Source organism: Vibrio sp. HENC-03, assembly GCF_000305755.2.
Taxonomy (GTDB): Bacteria; Pseudomonadota; Gammaproteobacteria; order Enterobacterales; family Vibrionaceae; genus Vibrio; species Vibrio owensii.
In genome coordinates this window covers 22,062-38,325 of record NZ_JH976075.1, presented here as the reverse complement: position 1 = coordinate 38,325, position 16,264 = coordinate 22,062, and the positions used below count along the sequence as shown (strand labels likewise).

Annotated in this window: 14 protein-coding genes; 5 read left to right on the top strand and 9 right to left on the bottom strand. The window is 46.8% G+C overall.

The window, feature by feature from the left end; genetic code table 11:
* Positions 1 to 345: 345 nt before the first annotated feature.
* From fre to trxA, 6 genes are all read right to left on the bottom strand, one after another.
* Positions 346 to 1,059 carry an NAD(P)H-flavin reductase gene (fre, locus tag VCHENC03_RS18415; protein ID WP_009705210.1) on the bottom strand — a complete coding sequence of 238 codons (714 nt, stop codon included), beginning with the start codon at positions 1,057 to 1,059 and terminating at the stop codon, positions 346 to 348.
* 14 nt (positions 1,060 to 1,073) lie between these two features.
* Positions 1,074 to 1,343, bottom strand: a complete 270-nt coding sequence (locus VCHENC03_RS18420) for a 2Fe-2S iron-sulfur cluster-binding protein (RefSeq protein ID WP_009705209.1) — start codon at positions 1,341 to 1,343, stop codon at positions 1,074 to 1,076.
* Positions 1,340 to 3,193, bottom strand: a complete 1,854-nt coding sequence (ubiD, locus tag VCHENC03_RS18425; RefSeq protein WP_009705208.1) for a 4-hydroxy-3-polyprenylbenzoate decarboxylase — start codon at positions 3,191 to 3,193, stop codon at positions 1,340 to 1,342. The genes VCHENC03_RS18420 and ubiD overlap by 4 nt, the downstream gene beginning before the upstream one ends.
* Before the next feature lie 137 nt (positions 3,194 to 3,330).
* Complete coding sequence (locus tag VCHENC03_RS18430) at positions 3,331 to 4,323, bottom strand: hypothetical protein (RefSeq protein WP_009705207.1); 993 nt, start codon at positions 4,321 to 4,323, stop codon at positions 3,331 to 3,333.
* 106 nt (positions 4,324 to 4,429) lie between these two features.
* Positions 4,430 to 5,689 carry a transcription termination factor Rho gene (gene rho / locus VCHENC03_RS18435; RefSeq protein WP_005440042.1) on the bottom strand — a complete coding sequence of 420 codons (1,260 nt, stop codon included), beginning with the start codon at positions 5,687 to 5,689 and terminating at the stop codon, positions 4,430 to 4,432.
* A 196-nt stretch (positions 5,690 to 5,885) separates the two neighbouring features.
* Positions 5,886 to 6,212, bottom strand: coding sequence for a thioredoxin TrxA (trxA, locus tag VCHENC03_RS18440; RefSeq protein ID WP_004745500.1), 327 nt, complete (start codon positions 6,210 to 6,212; stop codon positions 5,886 to 5,888).
* 111 nt (positions 6,213 to 6,323) lie between these two features.
* Between trxA and rhlB the strand changes: the two genes are divergently transcribed.
* From rhlB to VCHENC03_RS18455, 3 genes are all read left to right on the top strand, one after another.
* Positions 6,324 to 7,637 carry an ATP-dependent RNA helicase RhlB gene (gene rhlB / locus VCHENC03_RS18445; protein WP_005440041.1) on the top strand — a complete coding sequence of 438 codons (1,314 nt, stop codon included), beginning with the start codon at positions 6,324 to 6,326 and terminating at the stop codon, positions 7,635 to 7,637.
* 19 nt (positions 7,638 to 7,656) lie between these two features.
* Positions 7,657 to 9,150, top strand: a complete 1,494-nt coding sequence (gene gppA / locus VCHENC03_RS18450) for a guanosine-5'-triphosphate,3'-diphosphate diphosphatase (protein WP_032802339.1) — start codon at positions 7,657 to 7,659, stop codon at positions 9,148 to 9,150.
* Between the two features lie 174 nt (positions 9,151 to 9,324).
* Positions 9,325 to 10,968 (top strand): sugar nucleotide-binding protein, encoded by a 1,644-nt coding sequence (locus VCHENC03_RS18455; protein WP_032802337.1) that lies wholly within the window; start codon positions 9,325 to 9,327, stop codon positions 10,966 to 10,968.
* Between the two features lie 222 nt (positions 10,969 to 11,190).
* Here the strand turns inward: VCHENC03_RS18455 and VCHENC03_RS18460 are convergent, their stop codons facing one another.
* From VCHENC03_RS18460 to recQ, 3 genes are all read right to left on the bottom strand, one after another.
* Positions 11,191 to 11,865 carry a 7-cyano-7-deazaguanine/7-aminomethyl-7-deazaguanine transporter gene (locus tag VCHENC03_RS18460; RefSeq protein ID WP_005378770.1) on the bottom strand — a complete coding sequence of 225 codons (675 nt, stop codon included), beginning with the start codon at positions 11,863 to 11,865 and terminating at the stop codon, positions 11,191 to 11,193.
* A gap of 234 nt (positions 11,866 to 12,099) precedes the next feature.
* Positions 12,100 to 12,405 carry a DUF3630 family protein gene (locus VCHENC03_RS18465; RefSeq protein ID WP_005378772.1) on the bottom strand — a complete coding sequence of 102 codons (306 nt, stop codon included), beginning with the start codon at positions 12,403 to 12,405 and terminating at the stop codon, positions 12,100 to 12,102.
* Positions 12,406 to 12,414: 9 nt separating this feature from the next.
* Positions 12,415 to 14,250: an ATP-dependent DNA helicase RecQ gene (recQ, locus tag VCHENC03_RS18470; protein ID WP_009705204.1), complete on the bottom strand. Its 1,836-nt coding sequence runs from the start codon at positions 14,248 to 14,250 to the stop codon at positions 12,415 to 12,417.
* Positions 14,251 to 14,426: 176 nt separating this feature from the next.
* On the opposite strand from recQ, the gene rarD reads away from it, so the two are divergent.
* Positions 14,427 to 15,341, top strand: coding sequence for an EamA family transporter RarD (rarD, locus tag VCHENC03_RS18475; protein ID WP_005440031.1), 915 nt, complete (start codon positions 14,427 to 14,429; stop codon positions 15,339 to 15,341).
* A 72-nt stretch (positions 15,342 to 15,413) separates the two neighbouring features.
* Positions 15,414 to 16,211 (top strand): AraC family transcriptional regulator, encoded by a 798-nt coding sequence (locus VCHENC03_RS18480; protein WP_005451239.1) that lies wholly within the window; start codon positions 15,414 to 15,416, stop codon positions 16,209 to 16,211.
* The last annotated feature ends 53 nt before the right edge of the window (positions 16,212 to 16,264 follow it).

Below are 16,264 nucleotides of genomic sequence, written 5' to 3'. Positions count from 1 at the left end.
TTGGATTATCATCAACGAGTGCCCACACAGATTGATAGGTCTATATTGTTAAAGAGCTTGCTTATCGAGAAGTTTTTCTCTCAAAGCGGAGGTGCATTCTAACGAGATAATTGAGAGTGTCAAACACTTTTTTCAATTTATTTTCTCAGAAGCTTTTCACCTCTCCGACCCTGCTGAAGCCTTATCGCGTCTGCCGTGTCGGTGGATGCGCATTATAGGGAACTCAGATCCGTTCGCAACCCTTTTTTGAAAAAAAATGGAAAAAACTGACTGTTCGATGACTATTTCATCAAAAAAGCAAAAAAGAGGGTAAAAAACCCTCTTTTTCTGCCTTAAAAGCCGTATTTAAATGAATGCGTACGCGTCTGCGAACATACGTTCGCTCTTCGCTTTCTTGTTCTGAGTGAACTGTTCACGTGCTGCACCTGCCATTTCAAAGCGGCCTGCAATATAGATATCATAGTTTTCTAAGCTTTCGAAATCTTCGGCTACTGCTTGTAGCACGTTACCAACTTTACCTTGCCAGTCTGTAGGTGCTTCTTCTACTACTGGAACAAAGTGAACGTTAGCAAACTTATCGGCAATCTCGACCAGTTCTTCTTTAGCATAAAGCTGGCAGTTGTCTCGTGCACCCCAGTATAAATAGATAGGGTTGGTTTTGTTCTGTGCAACACAGTGATCCAGAATCGAGCGCACGTAACTAAAGCCAGTACCACCAGCAATCAATAATAGCGGGCGTTCGCTTTCTTCTTGAACCCAAGCATCACCATGTGGTGCATCAATCTCGATATGACCATCTGTTTCTAGGGCGGCTTGCATTGCTTCAACGACTTCTAGTGCATAAGCATTGTGTTCTGCCGCGCCGATGTGCAGTTCAAGCTCACCTTCATGGCGACAAGGACTGCTCGCAATAGAGAAAGGACGTTTGTCTTTTTCACCCATCACGACCATTAGGTACTGACCGGCTTTAAAAGGTACTGGTGATTCTGGGTGAAGAAGGATTTGGTAAGTATTACAAGCTAACGGCTGAATAGACTTTACTTTACATTGGATGGTCATGGTGTTCCTCTCGCTTACTCGTCAAAAGTAAGCACTAAATTACTTTCTGTATAGGCTTGGCAAGGGAATATCCAACCTTGCTGTTGCTCTTTTTCGGTTAGCATAGGTTCGAGTTGATAGCTCACCTCGCCCGTTAGCTTTTTACACATGCACATGGCGCAAGCGCCAACTTGGCAACGGTGCGGGAAGCGAATATTGTTGTTGAGCGCAGCTTCCAACACCGTCTCCCCTTCTTTTACTTGGAACGTAACGTCCATTGGTAGAAGGTGGACTTGATGACTCATAGAATACCTAACTGGTCCCAAATCTCATCGACTTTAGCCACAAGTTTAGGATCTTTTTTGATAGGCGTGCCCCACTCGCGCGTGGCTTCAGATTCAAACTTATTGGTCGCATCGAGCCCAAGTTTAGATGAACTATCCGCCTTACCACGAACTTGAGTGGTATCTCTGTCTGGATCCATTCGAGTTGTCACTGCCCAAATGATGTCATTCCAATCTTGTGCATTGACGTCATCGTCGCACAAAATAATGAATTTGTTATCCGTGTACTGAGCAAAGAAGTCCCACAAGTATTCCATCAATGCTTGAGATTGACCGGCTTGGTCTTTCTTCATCGTCACGACAACAAATTGGTTGTTTGCTGTGGCCGGTAGATAAACATCGACAATTTCAGGACGCTGCTGTTTCAACTCATTCAGCTCTGCTTCGGTAATCGCTTTGCTGTCTCGTTCAGTGACCTCGGTTCGTGTCGCCAGCTCGGCATCCCACTTAATGGTTGCATCTAAGCCCATTTTGGAGCCAAGCCCAACCACAGGTGAAGCAAAGTCGAGCGAGTCGATTGGCGTGTTATCTATCATCAAGGTATCACGCACAGGATCCATATGCTCTGACATGGCTTTCACGACATCATTCCAATCTCGTGCGTTTACCGACTCATCGCACACAATAACAAACTTGGTATACATGAATTGACGTAAGAAAGACCACACGCCCATCATTACGCGCTTGGCATGTCCTGGGTACTGCTTCTTCATGGTGACGACTGCCATTCGGTACGAACAACCTTCTGGCGGTAGATAGAAGTCTTCAATCTCTGGAAATTGCTTTTGCAGAATCGGCACAAACACTTCGTTTAATGCCACACCCAATACAGCTGGTTCATCTGGCGGACGACCTGTGTAGGTGCTGTGATAAATAGGGTCTTTACGCATAGTAATGTGCGTAATGGTAAACACATGGTGCTTTTCTTTTTCGTTGTAGTAGCCAGTGTGGTCGCCATAAGGACCTTCATCAGCAAACTCGTTCGGGTCGATATAGCCTTCCATCACAATTTCAGCGCTCGCTGGCACTTCCAAATCATTACTAACTGACTTCACGACTTCCGTTTTGCTTCCACGCAACAAACCTGCAAATGCGTATTCCGATAGCGTATCTGGCACTGGTGTTACTGCGCCAAGAATGGTTGCTGGGTCTGCACCAAACGCGACCGAAACTGGGAAAGGTTTACCTGGATTGGTTTCCATCCAATCGCGCAGGTCAAGCGCACCACCACGGTGGGCTAACCAACGCATGATGATTTTGTTCTTGGCAATTTTCTGCTGACGATAAATGCCTAGGTTCTGACGTTTTTTGTTTGGACCTTTGGTTACGGTTAAGCCCCAAGTAAGCAGTGGCGCAACATCTTCTGCCCAGCAGCTCATTACCGGAATCTTATCCAAGTCGACTTCATCACCTTGCCAAACAATGTCTTGGCATGATGCTTTACGTAAACGCTTAGCCGGCATGTTCAATACTTGCTTGAACACAGGCAGCTTTTCTAAAGCGTCTTTGAAGCCTTTTGGTGGCTCAGGTTCTTTTAAATAAGCCAGCAGCTTACCGACTTCTCTTAATTCTTTAACGTCTTCACGTCCCATACCGATTGCGACACGCTCTGGCGTACCAAATAGGTTCGTCAAAACAGGTACGTCGTAGCCGATTGGGTTCTCAAACAACAATGCAGGACCACCAGCACGCAAGGTGCGGTCACTGATTTCTGTCATTTCGTAAGCGGGATCGACGGGGTGAGTGATGCGTTTAAGTCGACCTTTCTGTTCTAGGTGGTCGATAAATTCGCGTAAATCCTTAAAACTCATAGGCCTTCATGCTGGCTGATTAAACTGTCTGCAGTATAACAAATAGGAGGACGCTAAGATCCTCCTATTTTGTGTGGGTATGTGAGCTAGATTGCTTCAATAGAAACAACACGAAGAAACGGTCTTTTGAAGTGCTATCACTTCAGGAATTCCTGAATTTGCCGCGCCTTCACTTGGCGATTGCTTGAAACAAGCTCTTCCAACCAAGATTGATGCCCCTGCTTCGCTAACTCCCTTGCAACCAAAGTGGCTTCTTCTGAAAGCGCCATCTTGGCTACTAGGAATTGTTTTACGTTCGGAGTAAGTGGATTGGATCTCGTGAGCAACTCAATCGCGTAAGGTTTTAAGGTTGGATTGACGGTGGCATTCATCAATTGTTGTAGTGAGAACTCATCGCTCACCTCAGCCAGTCTTTCAAGCTCTGTCTGGCTATTGTAATCTGCGCGCATTCGCCATAGCAGGTCATACATGGCCTCATCTTGGCTGACTTGCGCCAAACGCACCACAACGGCTGTTGAAGGTAACCAACTCGTTACGTTTGCATGAGTTAACTGCTTGGTGAGCGCTTCAAGTGCGTTGGGAGACAAACTGTCTAGCTCGCGAATAAGCAGCGCCTCTCTAGTTTGTACTTGTTGTGAAGTGCCAGTAAGCCAATCTTTCAAGTCAAGCTCTTCTCGCTCTGCCGCTAAAACAAACTCCAACGTACTTTGGTCTTGCTTCCAGCGCTTAATCAGACGACTGGCGATCGCAGGGAAATTAAACGCAGGCACACTAAACTCGTAACCATCGCCACGTTCAAGTACTTGGTAAGTCGGCGTAATACTGATCTGAGATTCGACAAAAATAGCCATTCTCGGCGTGAGGATGATTTCTTGCTGCTCTAGTTTTTCGAGCAATAGGAAGCGAACGACTTCTTGTTGAGGAAAAGCCAATCGGTCGAGGGCGAATTTGAGAGAGTCGACTTCGTCTCTGACTGCATAATCGAGCAATTCAGATACTTTGGTCTGTATATGGGTATCCTGAAGCCACTGTTCTACTACGGTTTCCTGCATTTCCTTGGCAGATAACGTCGCGGGTAGTGTGATAAGTGACAAGCTCAGGAGTAATGACGACAACATTCCTTGTTGCATGTTAACCTCCCGATAACATTTCCTTCATTCTGATACTTCTATCGGGAGAAAGCAATAAAAAAGCCACCGATATACGGTGGCCCTTCGCAGAATTACTTATCTGAGACTACTGACGACGCATTGCATCAAAGAATTCGTCGTTGGTCTTCGTCATCGCTAGCTTGTCGATTAGGAATTCCATTGCATCGATTTCGCCCATTGGGTGAACAATCTTACGTAGAATCCACATCTTCTGAAGCTCTTCGTTCTTAGTTAGAAGCTCTTCACGACGTGTGCCACTGCGGTTGAAGTCAATCGCTGGGAATACACGCTTCTCTGCGATCTTACGGTTCAAGTGGATTTCCATGTTACCTGTACCCTTGAACTCTTCGTAGATAACTTCGTCCATCTTCGAACCAGTATCAACTAGAGCAGTAGCAAGGATAGTTAGGCTACCACCTTCTTCTACGTTACGTGCTGCACCGAAGAAACGCTTAGGACGGTGTAGTGCGTTTGCATCCACACCACCAGTTAGTACTTTACCTGATGAAGGCACTACGGTGTTGTATGCACGAGCTAGACGAGTGATAGAGTCAAGCAGGATAACCACGTCTTTCTTGTGTTCAACAAGACGTTTTGCTTTCTCGATTACCATTTCCGCTACTTGTACGTGGCGAGAAGCTGGCTCATCGAACGTTGACGCTACTACTTCACCTTTAACTAGACGCTGCATCTCTGTTACTTCTTCTGGACGTTCGTCGATAAGAAGTACCATCAACTCACACTCTGGGTGGTTGTATGCGATGCTTTGAGCGATGTTTTGCAGAAGCATTGTCTTACCCGCTTTAGGCGGAGCAACAATCAGACCACGTTGACCTTTACCAATTGGCGATGCCAAGTCTAAAACACGTGCTGTGATGTCTTCTGTAGAACCGTTACCGCGCTCCATTACCATACGCTCGTTAGCGTGTAGAGGCGTTAAGTTCTCGAATAGGATCTTGTTACGAGCGTTGTCTGGTTTGTCGTCGTTAACTGTGTTGACTTTTAGCAGGGCAAAGTAGCGCTCACCGTCTTTTGGTGGGCGAATTTTACCAGCAATTGAGTCACCAGTACGTAGGTTGAAGCGACGAATCTGACTTGGCGAAACGTAGATATCGTCTGGACCAGCAAGGTATGAGCTGTCCGCGCTACGTAGGAAACCAAAGCCGTCTTGCAGAATCTCCAGAACCCCATCGCCAAAGATGTCTTCGCCGCCTTTTGCGTGCGCTTTAAGAATTGCGAAGATGATGTCTTGTTTTCTTAGACGAGCTAGGTTCTCAAGACCCAGGCTTTCGCCAAGCTTTACAAGGTCAGACACAGGTCTGTTCTTCAGTTCAGTAAGATTCATGGTGGTGGATGCTTGTTTAGTCAAAATAAGATCTGTTTTCTAGTTAAGATGGATTTGGTCTCAGGATCGACCAAGAAGAGAAATTTGTTCAATTAACGCGCGATAAGTTAGCACTAATTAATATTCTAGTCCAGAGTTAGAAAAACAAAACCGCGCATTGTCATATTGCACGGTTTTGTTTGTAATCACTTGGTGATTATAGGTTTGCGTCTAGAAACTCTTTTAGTTGAGTCTTAGACAAAGCACCAACTTTCGTTGCCGCTACGTTACCGTCTTTGAATAACAGTAGCGTTGGAATACCGCGAATGCCAAACTTAGGTGGTGTACCTGCGTTATGGTCAATGTTTAGTTTACCGATAGTGAGTTTGCCTTCGTACTCGTCAGCGATTTCGTCCAGGATAGGAGCGATCATTTTACAAGGACCACACCATTCTGCCCAAAAATCAACTAGAACCGGGCCTGCAGCGTTGATTACATCGTTTTCAAAACCGTCATCAGTAAGCTGCAAAATCTTATCACTCATCTTCCACTCCAATGTGTTTTTCGAAACTGGTTGGATGATAACCAGTAAATAGATGCCCTATTGGAATGTATTTACTTTCTTATTGCAAGCTTTAGCTGATATTCTATCGCTATGAAAAAGACGCATATCACAGAGCAAAAGTTCGCCGATTTGGATTTAAAGCCCCAAGTTATTGAAGGATTGGAAAAAAAAGGGTTCGAATATTGTACCCCTATCCAAGCCTTGGCGTTGCCGGTACTGCTCACCGGCCAAGACATTGCAGGCCAGGCCCAAACGGGTACTGGTAAAACCCTCGCGTTTCTTACTGCTACCTTCAACCACCTTCTAACGACACCAGAGCACGAAGGCCGCAAGCCAACTCAGCCGCGCGCGATCATTATGGCGCCAACGCGTGAGCTAGCGATTCAGATCTTTAACGATGCTGAACCTTTGATCGCAAGCACAGGTCTTAAAGCCGCTCTAGCTTACGGTGGCGAAAGCTACGACAAGCAACTTGCTAAACTGCAAGACGGTGTAGACATTCTTATCGGCACCACAGGCCGTATCATCGATTTCTACAAGCAACGCGTATTCAACCTAAACAACATTCAAGCGGTTGTTCTGGATGAAGCAGACCGCATGTTCGATCTTGGCTTTATTAAAGATATTCGTTTCTTGTTCCGTCGTATGCCTGAGCCAAAAGAGCGTTTGAACATGCTGTTCTCAGCAACGCTGTCTTACCGCGTACAAGAATTAGCATTCGAACACATGCACAACCCTGAGCATGTTGTGGTTGAGCCAGAGCAAAAAACCGGTCACCGCATCCAAGAAGAACTTTTCTACCCTTCTAATGAAGACAAGATGGCACTACTTCAAACGCTTATTGAAGAAGAATGGCCAGACCGCGCGATCGTTTTTGCTAACACTAAGCATAAGTGTGAGTCGATTTGGGGTCACCTAGCAGCAGATGGTCACCGTGTTGGTCTACTGACTGGTGATGTACCACAGAAGAAGCGTGAAAAGATTCTTGAGCAATTCACTCGTGGTGAAGTTGACCTACTAGTCGCAACCGACGTTGCAGCACGTGGTCTTCATATTCCTCAAGTAACACACGTATTCAACTTCGACCTACCAGATGATTGTGAAGATTACGTTCACCGTATCGGTCGTACTGGTCGTGCTGGCGCAAGTGGTCACTCTATTAGCTTTGCTTGTGAAGATTACGCAATCAACCTGCCACCAATCGAAGAATACATTGAGCACGCAATTCCAGTTTCTGATTACGACGCTTCGGCTCTAATCCAAGACTTGCCTGCACCACTTCGTATGCGCGCGCCTCGTACTCAGCAACGTCGCACCAATACAGGTGGCACTCGCTCTGGTAACCGCAAGCCGCAAGGACGTCGTCCTCGTCAGCCGCGTCAATCAGCGCCAAAACAATCATAAAAGGAAACTGAAGTCGTTTATGAGTCAAGCAGGATCATCACCGCTATACGCCGCCATCGACCTCGGGTCGAACAGTTTTCACATGCTCGTTGTGCGTCACATCGATGGCAGCGTTCAAACTATGGCTAAAATTAAGCGCAAAGTTCGTCTAGCCGCGGGCTTAGATGAACATAACTCTCTTAGTATGGAAGCTATGCAGCGAGGATGGGACTGCTTAAGTCTATTTGCAGAACGCTTGCAGGATATTCCTAAACAGAACATCCGCATTGTGGGTACCGCGACATTGCGTACCGCGACCAATGTGGATGTTTTTCTAGAGAAGGCGAACCAAATTTTAGGTCAGCCTATCGAAGTAATTACCGGCGAAGAAGAAGCCGCCACTATATATAAAGGTGTCGCTCACACCTCCGGTGGCAGCGGTCGTCGCCTTGTGGTCGATATCGGCGGTGCAAGTACCGAACTGATTATCGGTGAAGGTTTCGAAGCCAAAGCACTGACCAGTCTAAAAATGGGCTGTGTCACTTGGTTGGAGAACTTCTTTAAAGACCGCCAATTAAATGCACGTAACTTCGAAGCCGCAATTGAAGGTGCCAAGCAAACTCTGATGCCAATCTTAGAGCAGTACACCGACCTAGGTTGGGATGTGTGTGTTGGGGCATCGGGTACCGTTCAAGCACTACAAGAGATAATGCTAGCGCAAGGTATGGACGAAGTGATTACTCACTCCAAACTTAAACGTCTGCAAAAGCAGGCGATGCTTGCTGATCACTTGGAAGAGCTCGATATTGAAGGACTTACCCTAGAACGTGCTTTGGTATTCCCAAGTGGCTTATCCATTTTAATTGCGATCTTTGAGCTACTTGAAATCGATGCCATGACACTGGCTGGCGGTGCACTACGTGAAGGCTTGGTGTATGAGATGGTTGACGAACTTCGTCAAAACGACATCCGTGCACGCACCATTTGTAGCGTACAAAGCCGTTACCAACTTGATTGCCATTACGGTGAACAAGTCGCAAAACTTGCGGGCAAACTGCTTGAGCAAGTTGGCGGTGAAGCGTGGGTTACAGAACCTCAAGGTAAAGTGCTGCTAGAAACAACAGCCAAGCTGCATGAAATCGGCCTGACTATCGACTTCAAAAAAGGTGGTGCACACAGCGCTTACCTGCTTCAGCACTTGGATTTACCTGGTTACACGCGCGCGCAAAAGTTCTTTATCGGTGAAATTGCTCGCCGTTACCGTGAACAGCTGACCTCACTGCCGGAGCAACATGCCCTGTCAGGCACCAGTGGTAAACGCGTGCTGCGTCTATTACGTCTTGCGGTTCTACTCAGTCATCGTCGTAACCCTGCTCTAGAGCCAAATGTAACTCTAACAGCAGAAGGCGACAAACTGACGCTCAACATTGATGCGCAGTGGCTAGAGGCAAACCCACTGACAGCCGCTGAGTTGGAAATTGAATCCAACCGTCAGACAGACATCGGCTGGCCGCTAAGCGTCGTAGCAATATAATCGACCACTTCTGTCATAACGTATTAAGCCCAAGCACTCGCTTGGGCTTTTTGTATCGAACTTTTACCCCAACAAAACGTGCTGTTCAGCAAAAATCTCAGCATCTCCGCTCTACATCGAAAAACAGCCATGTTTTATTGATAAACATGATTTAGCCAACCAAGATGCACCATCATGAAAACCGTTTTAATGACTGGCTTAACAGGCACCCTCGCCCCTAAAGTTGCTCACCAGTTCCACCTCCGCGGCTGGAACGTATTGGAATGGAATCACCACCAAATCCCACCAGATGATCTGCAGCAAAGTGAGCAATTTTGGCAACAGCACCACATTGATGCGGTGTGCCACATGGCGATGGGGAGTGAAGCGTGGGCAGCGTGGCTTGGTAAGCACTGCAAACAGCGCAACATTCCTTATCTTTTTGTCAGTACAGCAATGGTATTTGATGCCACAAAAAATGGGCCTTATGGCATCTTTGAAGAAAGAAACACCCAAGATGAATACGGCAAATACAAAGTTCGTTGTGAAGATGCAATCTGGCAAGCAAATCCGGATGCGATGATTGCTCGAATCGGCTGGCAACTCCATCACCAAGCAGAAGGCAATAACATGTTGGCGCATCTCGACCGCCAACATGAAGAGTACGGCGTTATTACCGCTAGCACGGCTTGGTATCCCGCGACCTCTCATATGGACGATACTGCACTCGCCTTTTTGCAGCTTATTGAGCGGAACGAAGCCGGTTTATACCATCTTGATAGCAACTTAAAGGATAAGTGGAATTTCTACGAACTCGTTTGTGCACTCAAGCAGCATTACAACAAGCCATGGCAAGTGCTGCCAAGCAATGACTATCACCATGACCAACGTCTAACAGATGAACGAATTGCCTTGCCGCCATTGAGTGAACGTTTCAACAAGCCAGAGCAAATCAAACAAGCTGGCATCATAGGAATCAACTGGGGACGCACGCACATTCCACACTATAGAAACAATGGTGTTGCAGTCACGACGTTATGTGCCAACCAAATAGAACCTCTTCAGCAAGCGTGCAGTGAAGAAACAATCCTAAAGGCAGAAACGAACATCTGCGCACTCAAACAACTTGATATCGTGACCATCGCGACACCTGCGCATACTCATGCAGAGATCATAAAGACGTTAGGTTCAACCAAGCTGATTTGTGAAAAGCCATTGGTGGGATTGAATTCCGACATCACTCACTGGCAGCAACCGAACGCCAACCTATTGGTTAATTACGCCTTTGCTCAGCTAGAGACCGCCAAGACGATAGAGAAATGGCTCACCTCGCAAACCCAACCTTGTGTGGTCAATCTAATCACCCAAGTTAACCTACCGGGCACCTTCACACTCAAAGAGTGGTTTCTTGAAACAGCCAGTCACCCTATTTCTTGGTTGCTGCACTGCTTCGGAGACTATTCTCAATCGACACTGATTGAGGAAAACGGCCAACTGATCGTTGAGCTGCAATGTGGCGACCACCAGCTACGATTTGTATTTGAATTAACAGGTGAACCTGGCATCGAGCACAATCTAACGATTCAATCCAACCAGACCTTAACTAGCAAAGGCTACTACCGTGTCGGCGAAAAATGGCGTTTCGAGCCCATTCTCGTTAATGGCAACGCGATAAATAATGGAGAGTACAGCGAGTCTGATTGCTGGCAGGACGCCAATCAACGCAGTGTCGGTTTGATGTTGGCGATGTTCAATCAAAGCATCAGTTGGGAGAACGGCCTGCAACTTGGCGCCTTCGATGCGCAAAAAGCCATTTTGATTGAGAAGATGCTCCGTTAGCCATTTCACGAGCGAACTTCCTCTACGTTCCGTATCTTCGATTAAAAGGTCTCATTCGGGACCTTTTTTATTGCTCATTTTTACCTTCGTGCAGCTTAGGGAGCTTTTGGACACCTATGATCTAATTACTTCCCACGCTGTACAAAACGCTCTAAACCCAAGTAAACAGACACAAAAAAGCCGCTTGATTTGAGCAAGCGGCTTTCGGGGTTCCCACTGATATTAAGACTGAACGCTTGTCGTCACCTTAAAGTCAGGGTTCACCGCAGTCAGCTTCTTAATGAGGTAATTCAGTAATACGCCGTACATAGGAACGAACAAACCAAGACTGATAATCAGTTTGAAGCCGTAATCCACCAGCGCGATTTCCGTCCAATGCTCCGCCATGAATGGATCTGGACTTTGGTAGAACGCAATGGCGAAGAAAGCGATGGTATCAAGTGCATTACCGAAAAGCGTTGAACACGTTGGTGCCACCCACCATTGCTTCATTTGACGTAAGCGGTTGAACACGTGCACATCCATGATCTGACCAAGTAAGTACGCCATGAAACTAGCAATCGCGATACGAGCAACGAATAAGTTAAATTCCCCTAGGTGGCCAAAACCTTGGAATTGACCTTCGAAGAACACCACCGATAAGAAGTAAGACACTGCTAAAGCAGGCAACATCACTAAGAAGATGATCTTACGCGCCAACTGAGCACCGAAAATACGTACGGTTAAATCAGTCGCTAAGAAGATAAATGGGAAAGTGAATGCACCCCAAGTGGTATGGAAACCGAAAATAGTAAACGGTAGCTGAACTAGATAATTGCTAGATGCAATAATGACTAGGTGGAATAGAACCAGATAGATAAGGGCGTTGCGCTGCTGCGCAGGGGTAAAGTTACTCATGCGATACCTTTTTAGTTTGGTTTGGGGGTGAGGGAACCCAAATCGAGTCACTGAATAGAGTGGCTCTTACCAACAATGTAAAATGAAAAATAAACTGGCTTTGCTCATTCTGAGCGAAGCGGTGGGCGATTATACATTAACCACTTTTCGCCGCAAGTCGTCTGTTTTACGCAAACGTTTGAGCATAAAAAAGGGTGTTTCATGTGAAACACCCTTTCAAGAAAAAATTCTATTTTAGAAACCGCGCTGGAACAATCCTGCAAGATAATCCAACTCTTCCCTGCTCTCTTCAATCGCTAAAGCTTCAAACCAAATCGCTTCGCTGTAATGCTCTGCTTTCATAAACAGTCGGCAACCTTCAAAGTCAATCAGCCAAGAGTGAATGTCTGCATCCCATTGCTTTTCCACCACAGTTGCAGAAAGCAAGCCGACTAAACGCTCACCTAAGGCAGGAAAGCTATCAAGGTCAAAGCTCGGCGCGGTAATGATTAAGCGCCCTTCTTGTGCCATGTAGTCCGCTAAGCCAAATTCCTTTTGCATCTTGGTTCCTTATCCGTGGTGAGTAATGTGTTCTTGAATCAAATCGAGGAATGGGTCGGCGTACTTCTCCAGTTTGCGCTGACCAACGCCGCTGACTGCCAGCATTTCGCCGTAAGACGTTGGCAGAATTTCCGCCATATCAATCAAAGTCGCGTCACTAAAGACTACGTATGGTGGTAAACCATCTTCATCAGCAATCGACTTACGCAGCTTACGCAACTTAGCAAACAGCTTTTTGTCGTAGTTCTTGCTGGTCAGTTTGTCCGACTTCGCCGCACGTGCTGCAGTGTCTAAACGCGGAACCGCTAACTCCAGAGTCACATCGCCACGTAGCAGCGGACGCGCCTCTTCAGTAAGTTGCAGCGTTGAGTTACGCGTGATGTTTTGGAACAGCAGCCCTTTGTGGATTAACTGACGGAAGATACTCACCCAGTAATCGTGGCTGTGGTCGCGCCCTATCGCGTAGGTAGAAATCTTATCGTGACCGTTTTCACGTACACGAATGTTTTGCATGCCACGTAGCACTTCCACTACGTAACCCATACCAAAGCTCTGATTAACACGGTACACACAAGATAACGCCTTACGCGCTTCTTCCGTGGCATCAAAGTGTTTCGGTGGATCTAAGCAAATATCGCAGTTGCCACATGGCTTATCGCGATACTCACCAAAGTAATTCAATAGCACCTGACGACGACAAGTTTGCGCCTCAGCAAAGGCACTCATCGCATTCAGCTTATGGGTTTCCACCTGCTTCTGTGGACCATCGTCTTTCTCATCCAACATACGGCGCAGCCAACTGATATCCGCCGGGTCATACAACATCATGGCTTCCGCAGGCAAACCATCACGCCCAGCACGACCGGTTTCCTGATAGTAGGACTCGATATTGCGCGGGATATCAAAGTGAACCACAAAGCGCACGTTTGGTTTGTTGATGCCCATACCGAATGCCACGGTCGCCACCACGATTTGGATATCATCGCGTTGGAAAGCTTCTTGAACGTAAGCGCGCTCATCGGCGTCCATACCTGCGTGATAACCAGCAGCACGAATGTGGTTGTTGCACAGCTTCTCAGTCACCATCTCAACTTTCTTACGGCTACCACAATAAATGATGCCGCAATTACCCTTCTGGGTCTCAAGATAACGAACGATTTGCGAAACCGGTTTGTGCTTCTCAACTAAGTTGTAGCGGATGTTAGGACGGTCGAAGCTGCCTAGGTAAACCTCTGGATTATTCAGTTGCAGACGCTCAAGAATATCTCGGCGCGTTGCGTCATCCGCCGTCGCGGTCAGCGCCATAAATGGCACATGGGAAAACTGCTGCTTAAGTTGACCAAGCGCGGCGTATTCTGGACGGAAGTCGTGTCCCCATTGGGAAATACAGTGCGCTTCATCGACAGCAATCATCGATAGCGGCAGGTTTTCCAAGCGCTCAATGAAATCACGCATCAATACGCGTTCTGGTGAGACGTACACCAACTTAAGATGACCTGTGTGCATGCGGTTATACACGCTGAGCAACTCCTCACGAGGCATGGTCGAGTTAATGCATTCAGCCGCTACACCGTTGGCTTTAAGCTGGTCCACTTGGTCCTTCATCAGCGAGATAAGCGGAGAAATGACCAAAGTAATTCCAGAGCGAACCAAAGCAGGAATTTGATAACACAGCGACTTACCGCCACCCGTAGGCAGGATAACTAAGCTGTCGCGACCTTCTACCGCAGCATCAATCACCAACTGCTGACCATCACGGAACTCTTGGTAACCAAACACATCCTCCAACACACGTTGAGGCGTTACAGGCGAGTCTGATTGTTCGGCTAACAAGGTAGAGGTCATGAAAAATCTCAGATTGGGTCTTAAAAAGAGGTGCTTATGCATGCCACTAGCACGCAAAGTGAGGGCACATTGTAATGGGGTTTCATGGCGAATAAAACCGCAAATTGTTAGGTGATTCAGCTCACGACTCGTATACTGATTTTCTGCTCTATAAAAACTCAATTAGGTGACATCCCATGACACCAGAAGAACAACAACGCTCACGGCAAGGCGTCTTGCTTGCTATTGGCGCGTACACCATGTGGGGCATCGCACCCATTTACTTCAAATCGATTGCTGAAGTCTCGCCACTAGAGATCTTAAGCCACCGAGTGATTTGGTCTTTCTTTTTGCTAGCCGCACTCCTCCATTTTGGTCGCCATTGGCGCTCGGTTCGCGACATCATTAAAAACAAAACCAAGATGATGTTTCTGGTTTCTACTGCCATTTTGGTCGGTGCAAACTGGTTGATCTTCATTTGGGCGGTGAACTCGAATCACATGCTCGATGCCAGCTTAGGTTATTACATTAACCCACTGATCAACGTCTTACTCGGGATGGTCTTCCTTGGCGAGCGTCTACGTAAACTTCAGTGGTTCGCGGTTGTCCTTGCCGCCTGTGGCGTATTAGTGCAGCTGATCGTCTTTGGCTCGGTGCCTGTGGTCGCTATAGCGCTGGCAATGAGTTTCGGCTTTTATGGCTTGCTGCGTAAGAAAGTCAGTGTAGAAGCACAAACCGGGCTATTCATTGAAACCTTGGTGATGTTACCTGCTGCAGCAATTTACTTGCTGTTTATTGCAAGTTCACCGACGTCCAACATGCTAGATAACCCAATGCAGCTGAATACCTTGTTGATTGCTGCAGGCGTGATCACTACCCTGCCGCTACTGTGTTTTACTGGAGCAGCAACCCGTCTAAAGCTATCGACGTTGGGCTTCTTCCAATACATTGGTCCGAGTTTGATGTTTTTGCTTGCGGTGCTGATCTACGGCGAACCGTTCACTAGTGATAAAGCCATCACCTTCGCCTTTATTTGGGGCGCCTTGGTGGTATTTAGCTTTGATGGTCTGCGTAATAACCGCAAGTCACGTAAAGCGGCTCGTGCTGCCTGATCGTTTTTTACAAGACATTTAAGAAATTGATGGATAAGCTTGGTCATAATGTGACCAAGCTTTTTTTATTTAATGGAACATATTCAGTACTACGCAACCGACCATGACAACTTAAGTCTGATAGAGGCGAAATATCAGAAATTTGCTTTTCAAAGGCATTACCACCTGGATTTTCATCTCGGTCTGATCACGCATGGTGCGCAGAAGTTCCAATACCAAGGTAACAGCCACCAAGTTGGTCACGGGCAAATTGTGATAATGCCGCCAGATGAGCTGCACGACGGGCAATCTAAGCTCGAAAGTGGCTATGAAGTGAATGTATTTGCGATCGAACCTCACCTATTGAGCGATCTGGCTGATCTTAAGCAAAACGGTCAAATAATACACTTCAACGAGCTGATCATCTCGGATCCACAGATATTTTCACAACTTAGTAACTTACATGGACTACTTCGTCGTGAAAACCTCAGCCAGCTCACCAAAGATTGCCTTCCTTTTGAAGGATTTAACCAGCTTTTTGATCGCTACGGATCGCTTGAGCGACAAAAAGTGGTGCCGTTAGGAAATCAATCACTTGGAACGTTAAAAGATTATCTAATGGCAAACCTTGACCAAGCAGTGCGTTTGGATTCACTTTCAGAGCTGTGCCAACTGAGCCCAACTCAGTTCCAGCGCCACTTTAAAGCGCAAACTGGCATGACGCCTTACGCATGGTTCGCACGCCTGCGCCTTGAACAAGGCATGAAGTTACTGCAAGCTGGTCAATGTGGTACCGACGTTGCCCATCAGATCGGTTTCTACGATCAAGCGCATTTCAGCAAAGCGTTTAAGCAGACCTACGGCGTTTCCCCTTCTCAAGTGACTCGTTAATTTCATTTACCGAGAAAGCTGTCAGTTTTTTACAAGCGCCACAGGTGACTTGC

Excerpts from the sequence above, each read along its gene's own strand:
- fre (WP_009705210.1), bottom strand. The coding sequence starts at position 1,059 with ATGACCATCCAATGTAAAGTAAAGTCTATTCAGCCGTTAGCTTGTAAT.
- VCHENC03_RS18420 (WP_009705209.1), bottom strand. The coding sequence starts at position 1,343 with ATGAGTCATCAAGTCCACCTTCTACCAATGGACGTTACGTTCCAAGTA.
- ubiD (WP_009705208.1), bottom strand. The coding sequence starts at position 3,193 with ATGAGTTTTAAGGATTTACGCGAATTTATCGACCACCTAGAACAGAAA.
- VCHENC03_RS18430 (WP_009705207.1), bottom strand. The coding sequence starts at position 4,323 with ATGCAACAAGGAATGTTGTCGTCATTACTCCTGAGCTTGTCACTTATC.
- rho (WP_005440042.1), bottom strand. The coding sequence starts at position 5,689 with ATGAATCTTACTGAACTGAAGAACAGACCTGTGTCTGACCTTGTAAAG.
- trxA (WP_004745500.1), bottom strand. The coding sequence starts at position 6,212 with ATGAGTGATAAGATTTTGCAGCTTACTGATGACGGTTTTGAAAACGAT.
- rhlB (WP_005440041.1), top strand. The coding sequence starts at position 6,324 with ATGAAAAAGACGCATATCACAGAGCAAAAGTTCGCCGATTTGGATTTA.
- gppA (WP_032802339.1), top strand. The coding sequence starts at position 7,657 with ATGAGTCAAGCAGGATCATCACCGCTATACGCCGCCATCGACCTCGGG.
- VCHENC03_RS18455 (WP_032802337.1), top strand. The coding sequence starts at position 9,325 with ATGAAAACCGTTTTAATGACTGGCTTAACAGGCACCCTCGCCCCTAAA.
- VCHENC03_RS18460 (WP_005378770.1), bottom strand. The coding sequence starts at position 11,865 with ATGAGTAACTTTACCCCTGCGCAGCAGCGCAACGCCCTTATCTATCTG.
- VCHENC03_RS18465 (WP_005378772.1), bottom strand. The coding sequence starts at position 12,405 with ATGCAAAAGGAATTTGGCTTAGCGGACTACATGGCACAAGAAGGGCGC.
- recQ (WP_009705204.1), bottom strand. The coding sequence starts at position 14,250 with ATGACCTCTACCTTGTTAGCCGAACAATCAGACTCGCCTGTAACGCCT.
- rarD (WP_005440031.1), top strand. The coding sequence starts at position 14,427 with ATGACACCAGAAGAACAACAACGCTCACGGCAAGGCGTCTTGCTTGCT.
- VCHENC03_RS18480 (WP_005451239.1), top strand. The coding sequence starts at position 15,414 with ATGGAACATATTCAGTACTACGCAACCGACCATGACAACTTAAGTCTG.